At 56.6% G+C, this 6,105-nt stretch carries 5 protein-coding genes; 2 read left to right on the top strand and 3 right to left on the bottom strand.

The genetic code is table 11. The features are described from left to right. Window positions 1-42 precede the first annotated feature (42 nt). From Q2B33_RS22885 to Q2B33_RS22875, 3 genes are all read right to left on the bottom strand, one after another. Window positions 43-1,770: a hypothetical protein gene (locus Q2B33_RS22885; protein ID WP_300565577.1), complete on the bottom strand. Its 1,728-nt coding sequence runs from the start codon at window positions 1,768-1,770 to the stop codon at window positions 43-45. A gap of 33 nt (window positions 1,771-1,803) precedes the next feature. Beyond that, window positions 1,804-3,426 carry a glycoside hydrolase family 88 protein gene (locus Q2B33_RS22880; RefSeq protein ID WP_300565574.1) on the bottom strand — a complete coding sequence of 541 codons (1,623 nt, stop codon included), beginning with the start codon at window positions 3,424-3,426 and terminating at the stop codon, window positions 1,804-1,806. A 115-nt stretch (window positions 3,427-3,541) separates the two neighbouring features. Then, window positions 3,542-3,889, bottom strand: a complete 348-nt coding sequence (locus tag Q2B33_RS22875) for a hypothetical protein (protein ID WP_300815227.1) — start codon at window positions 3,887-3,889, stop codon at window positions 3,542-3,544. Between the two features lie 245 nt (window positions 3,890-4,134). On the opposite strand from Q2B33_RS22875, the gene Q2B33_RS22870 reads away from it, so the two are divergent. Together Q2B33_RS22870 and Q2B33_RS22865 are read left to right on the top strand one after the other, a co-directional pair. Beyond that, window positions 4,135-4,806 (top strand): response regulator transcription factor, encoded by a 672-nt coding sequence (locus tag Q2B33_RS22870; protein ID WP_300565570.1) that lies wholly within the window; start codon window positions 4,135-4,137, stop codon window positions 4,804-4,806. Further along, a partial coding sequence (locus tag Q2B33_RS22865) for a HAMP domain-containing sensor histidine kinase (RefSeq protein WP_300822726.1) occupies window positions 4,794-6,105 on the top strand: 1,312 nt, incomplete at its 3' end. The genes Q2B33_RS22870 and Q2B33_RS22865, both read left to right, overlap by 13 nt.

Here is a 6,105-nt window from a genome sequence, read left to right as displayed (position 1 = left end):
TCCGATCTACAGGCGATGGGGATTATGTCTATGAGGCCTCCGTCAGGGCTTTTCCCCGCCGGTGCCGCCGTTCCCTGCCATCTTATCCCGAATCCGTATCTCATGGTCGAAAGGGGTATAATCGGTAAGATAAACGGTGGCAGCCCCGGGTATCTTTGCCTCGCTGTCCTCTTTTCCCTGGATAAAGCGATGCCCGCCGAAGCAGGGCCCCACAATCAGGGCGTCCCTCTCATTTCCGAGTTCCGTATACCCCTGCTTCACCACCACTGCCTCGCTTCCCGTCAGCGGCAGGTGCACATACTCATTTGTCAGGAACTCCACACCTGTGAATGCCAGCTCAATCCTCCATGGAGCCCCCTCCACGCCGGATGTCTTCACCCTCACATCCAGCCCGCCCTCAGTCTCCTTCACCCAGACATCGACCTGCATGTCCGGCCCCATTAACTTATCCCTGGAAGCATTGTCCATCCTCCACCAGTCGCTGACAGGCGGCTTCTGGGCGAAGGGAAGATAGTACCAGCCCCGCATGGTCTGGCTCAGATGGTATTCTCCCCAGGATGCCCGCTCCATCCTGTCGCTCTTGAACGCCCGATGCTCGCAGAAGCTCCCCGCCACCTTCATCCCCAGCTTCATAGTCCCGTTGTGGAAATAGAGGAAATCGGATTTCCCGTTCATCAGCGTATAGGTGAACCTCCCCCGCTGCCCCCTGGCGATGCCGGACTCCTGGTAGAAACGGTCAAAATCAGGACGGCGGTAGCTCCCCTGATACTCCAGCCTCCGGTACGCCGGGCACAGCATGAACCAGATCAGGGCATCCGGGGAAGCGATGCGCCGCCTGTCCGCAATCTCAAAAATCGTATTGCACATCTGAAGGAACTCCGGTATCCCGTATTTCATGCCCATCTTCAGGTATTCCATGTAATAGTCCTTCGGATAAATCAGCCTGTCCCTGTCAAAGCGGGTGGAATTGGCCGTGAAGATGCTGTCGTCCGGCTCCCAGTAGGTCAGCATCATCCGCAGGTTGCGGACGGCATGCTGCTCATAGGAGCAGTCCCCTGTGGCCTCGGACAGCATGATCATGGCGTCATTATTGATCCTGTTATAATTTCCTGCCGATTTCTCAGCGAATTCACCGTCTTCATTACAGTCGATGCCTTCCCTCAGATAGGAAAGGGCTGCTTCCTCCATCTCCCTGCTGCCAAAGAGCCTGCTGCAGGCCATCAAAACGGACGCAATGGCCCAGCGGTGGTTGGGCGTGTGAAAGCCTCCCTGCAAAAGGCCCTGTGCCCCCTGCCTCAGGATATGCTCCACCTTTTCCAGGATGCTGCCCTCATGGACAGTCAGCTCCGCAGGGTTCCCCTCCTGCTTACCGCTCCCATCCTCCTGCCCGCCTTCTCCGTCCCGTCTGCCTCTCAGATACTGATACACGGGCAGCAGCTTCTTCACGCAGAACGCCGTATCCGGCGCGGAGAAAAAGTTGCAGGTAACATAATCGAACAGCCCATTGTCATGCTGGACGCTCATGACATAATCCAGCCCTTTCAGGATACTGTCCAGTACCCGCCCGTCCTGATAATAGCAGGTGTCCTCATTACAATAGGCAGCTATCATGCTTGCTGTCCGGTAGATTGCGAACTTGGCCTGCACGATTCCGTCGGGATCCGCGAATCCTCCATATCTCGGGCTGTCCTTCTCAAGAATCTGTATCTGCAGGGATCTCGCCACCCTGTCCTGTGTATCCTGAATCATTCTCTGGTAATGTCTCTCCATGTCCGCCTCCCTCTCCGAAGCCCCATATCCCGGTCAAAGCATCGTCCTGTACTCCATCAGGAACAGAATTGCCAGCGCCTGGCCGTAGGGCATGGGCTTTCGCTCGATTCCCTTATAGAACTCCTTTGAGACCCGCCCCATGGGAGTCCCGTAGGACACCTGTTCCACCACGCCGTCTTTCGTTATGCAGCCCAAAATCGGCTCCACTGCCCTGGCAGCCGCCTCCAGGCAGGATTTCTCCACCAGCCCGTCCTTCACTGCCTTCAGAATACCGTATGCGAACCCGCAGGTGGCGCTTGCCTCCACATAGGAGTCAGAATCGTCGATCAGGGTATGCCACATGCCGTTCTCCGCCTGATGCCTCCTCAGGCCTTCAATCTGCGCCCGGAGCGCATTCCGCAGCATCCTCCTCACCGGTCTGCTGCATACGTCCATTGCCAGATATTCCGGAATGGCCATGGTGATCCAGCAGTTCCCCCTGCCCCAGAATGCCCCTGCAAAGTTGCTCTCCTCCAGGAAGCTCCAGCCATGGTACCACAGTCCGCTGGCCTTGTCGCAGAGGTATTTTTCATGCAGCAGGAACTGATATTCCGCCTCCGCCTTCATCTCCTCATTTTTCAGGATGCGCCCCATATTGGCCAAAAAGAGCACGGTCATATAGAGGGTGTCGTCCCAAAGCTCCCCCTCATTGACGCTGTCCGAGGTCCTGTGCTGGAATCCTCCCTCTTTTGTCCTTGGGAAGGATGCCATGATCTCCTCCGCCGCCTCCACGCAGGGCCCCATATATCTCTCCTCCCCGGTGTGCTCCGCCAGGAAGGACATGGCGAGATAGGGGGCCGCCGTATTCACGTTCAGCGCCGGGAACCCTGTCTCAATCTGTCTGTCATAATATGCTTTCAGGATTTCCAGATAAGAATCCTTTTTCTCATAGCTATACAACTTCCACAGCCCGAACAGGCCCACTCCCTGGGTCCACTCCCAGAACCGATACCTGGAGATATCGTCCCCAGCCAGATTATGCCCCTCCATATTTTTCAGGAACGAATCATCCGGCTCATACAAAATCTTCGAAAAAGCCTCCGCCATCCTGTGAATCTTACAGGCAATCCTGTCCGCCAGCTCCCTCTTTCTGACGCAGCCTTCCTCCAGCTGCCGAATAAGCAGCCTCAGCTCTTCAGGAGTTTTTACCCTGTAGTCGGGCTGCCAGTCCGGCTCCTGTGGGGTATGGAAATATCTAGGAGACCAGTCCAGCCACACAGAGGTGATTCCGTACCGGTTGGCTCCCGCCACGTCCCTACTCAGATTATTGCCAATCATGACGATAAAGGGCTTGTGGGCCTCGGTCAGCCCCATCTTCTCCATGGCGGCATCGAACATGGCTCTGGCAGGCTTCTGCTCTCCCACTGTCTCCGAGACGATCCACTCCTCAAAGCAGTCTGCCAGACCATTTTCCCTGTACACGTTCTGAAAGGATTCCCACGCTCCGTCCGCCACAAGTGCAATGCGGTATCCCTCTTCCTTCAGCTGCCTTAGCACCTCTCCTGCGCCCGGAATGGGGTCTGCACTGACGACGATGCCCCTCTCGTCAAATATCTGCGTCCCCTCATCGATGATGGTATCTCCGCTGTCCGTAAAAATAATAAGATTTCTGCTCATGTTCTCCTCTGGCCCTCCGTCACCCAAGCCCTCTTAATCGATGCGTCACTTCATTGCCCCCTGTGCCGAAGCAGTCGTGCAGTGTCCTGTATTCCCTGTACAGGCTGTCGTATGCCTACACGCTTCCCTGGCCACAATACTTCTCCACCAGCCTCCCGGCCTCTGCCTCCAGCCTGTCGATATCCCACATCAGCTGCAGGATGGTATACCGGTCCCGCAGCTCCTTGCCGTAGCGGATGCTGTCTGTATGGGTGTCGGAGATCAGATAGGGCCTTGTGTAGCCCAGCTGCACCAAAAGCGCCGGCAGCCTTTCGATAGCGCCTGGCTCGAAAATATAGTGGGCAAACAGGGATTTGTGCGTCCGCCCGCACTGGCATGTAAAGTTGCAGTTCAAATAGGATTCAATGGATGGGTTCTGCATGATTTCCTCCTTCTCTCTCTTTCCGATAGGGCTGCTCTCCATGCCGAACAGCTCATAGATGAGGCCGCTGGCCGCCAGCCCCGATTATCACGCTATCGCTCCTCCTGTTTTTTTATGTCGTATGGAAATAAAATGTGGTGCACCGATATCCATATTATTAAAATTATATCATTCGGGCGTACAGTTTTCTATCTTTTTTATGCTTTTGCATGCCAAAATATTTCCGGCAGCCTTGCAGGACACCAAAGAGTGGTGTAAACTAAAAATCTAGGAGAGGTGAAAATCATATGTCATACCGTATATTAATTGTCGATGACGAGATAGAGGTGGCGTCCATGCTCCAGCGTTTCCTGCAGCGGAGATCCTACATCGCGGACTATTGCCTGGACGGCGCCGAGGCCATGCGCATGGCGGAAAGCCAGCCGGACCTGATCCTGCTGGACATCAATATGCCCCAGATAGACGGCATCGAGGTCTGCAGGGCCATCCGGGACAGGGTCTCCTGCCCCATCCTCTTCCTGACCGCCAGGGACCAAGACGCGGATAAGGTAGAGGGGTTTTCCGCAGGCGGGGACGATTACATCGTGAAGCCCTTCTCCCTGCCGGAGCTGAGCGCCCGCATCGAGGCCCATCTGCGCAGGGAGCGCCGGGAAAAGCAGATACAGCGGAAGGTCTTCGGCGATATGACCATCGATTACTCCGCCCGGGAGATCGATGTCCGCGGGGAGCAGATACGCTTCAACCGCAAGGAATTTGAAATCATCCGGCTGCTGTCCTTAAACCGCGGCCAGACCTTCGAGCGGGGCAGGATTTACGACAGGGTCTGGGGGCTGGAGGGCAGCGGAGACGATGCTGTAATCATGGAACACATCCGCAAGATACGCCAGAAACTTGCCGCTGCCGGATGCGGGCCATGCATAGAGACAGTCTGGGGGATTGGATATAAATGGATAGGATAAAGAAGAAGCTTCGACAGATTCCCATACCCGCCGCCTTCGTGCTCTGCGGCATGGCCGCTCTGCTCTGCGCCCTCTCCCTCACCAGAGCCACCATGTGGTTCGCTCAGAAGAACAAGGGAGAGATTGCCGCAGGCTACGTGGAACTGGCAGCCATACCCCCTCAGGAAGCGCTCTCGGAACAGGAGCAACAGTCGGATTCATCCATGACAGAGCCGGAAGCCGGCCCGTCCAGGAAGGCTTTGCCAGAGGATGACGCTTCCACCCTGGATGCTGGGCAAGAGCTGAAGATGGTTCCCTTCGAGGAAGCTTCCATAGCAGAGTTGGGCCTGATTCCCTTCGAGGAAGCCATGCTGCCCGAGGAGGAGCGGAAAAAGTATGACTTCTATGAGAGCCTGGACAATATGGCGGCCATTCTGTGGTATTCCCTCTGCCTCTGCCTGTTTTCCCTGGTCTTCTACCTCTGGAAAATGAAGAAGCCTCTCCAGGTCCTGAACCAGGCCGCCCGGAAGATTGCCGAGAATGACCTGAACTTCCAGATTGACTATCAAGGCACGGACGAGCTGGGCAGGCTCTGTCAGGCCTTTGAGTCCATGCGTGGGGAGCTGGAGCAGAACAACCGGAAGATGTGGAATGCCGTAGAGGAGCGCAAACGGCTGAACGCAGCCTTCGCCCACGACCTGCGCACGCCCCTCACCGTGCTGCAGGGGCACACGGACCTTCTCCTGGATACCCTGACGGCCGGCCAGCAGGATGCCGATCCGGAAATCCTCTCCGACCTTCAGGCCATCTCCAATCAGGTCACGCGCATGAATTCCTATCTGGACACCATGAATTCCCTGCGCAGGCTGGAGGACTACGCCCCCTGCCTGAGGGCGGTTTCGGCGAAAGCCTTGGAAGAGCTGCTGGAAGAGACCGCCGCATCCCTCTTTCCCCGGGAAAAGGCAGCCATGGGTGGCGCAAAAGGCGTGGAGACCGCAATCCGCTTCGAGCTGCAGGAGCAGGAATTGTGGATGGACAGGGAGGCCTTCTCCCAGATTTATGAGAACCTTCTCTCCAACGCTGCCCGTTACGCAAGGGAGCGCATCCGTATCCGGCTTTACAGGGAGCAGGACTTTCTGGTTCTCCAGGTGGCGGACGACGGCGTGGGGTTTACGCCGAAAGACCTGCAGAATGCCTTTGCCCCTTACTACAGAGGGGACAGGGGAAAGCCCGCGTCCTCGTCCCATTTCGGCCTGGGGCTGTATATCTGCAGCCTGCTGGCCGGGAAGCTGGGCGGCAGGCTGCAGTTGGCCAATGGCG

The organism is uncultured Acetatifactor sp. (assembly GCF_948601915.1).
Classification (GTDB): domain Bacteria; phylum Bacillota; class Clostridia; order Lachnospirales; family Lachnospiraceae; genus Acetatifactor.
Note: the sequence above shows the minus strand (reverse complement) of the source record. Positions and strands in the feature narration are given on the sequence as shown.

Coding starts and splice junctions, on each gene's coding strand:
- Q2B33_RS22885 (WP_300565577.1), bottom strand. CDS start 1,770: ATGGAGAGACATTACCAGAGAATGATTCAGGATACACAGGACAGGGTG.
- Q2B33_RS22880 (WP_300565574.1), bottom strand. CDS start 3,426: ATGAGCAGAAATCTTATTATTTTTACGGACAGCGGAGATACCATCATC.
- Q2B33_RS22875 (WP_300815227.1), bottom strand. CDS start 3,889: ATGGAGAGCAGCCCTATCGGAAAGAGAGAGAAGGAGGAAATCATGCAG.
- Q2B33_RS22870 (WP_300565570.1), top strand. CDS start 4,135: ATGTCATACCGTATATTAATTGTCGATGACGAGATAGAGGTGGCGTCC.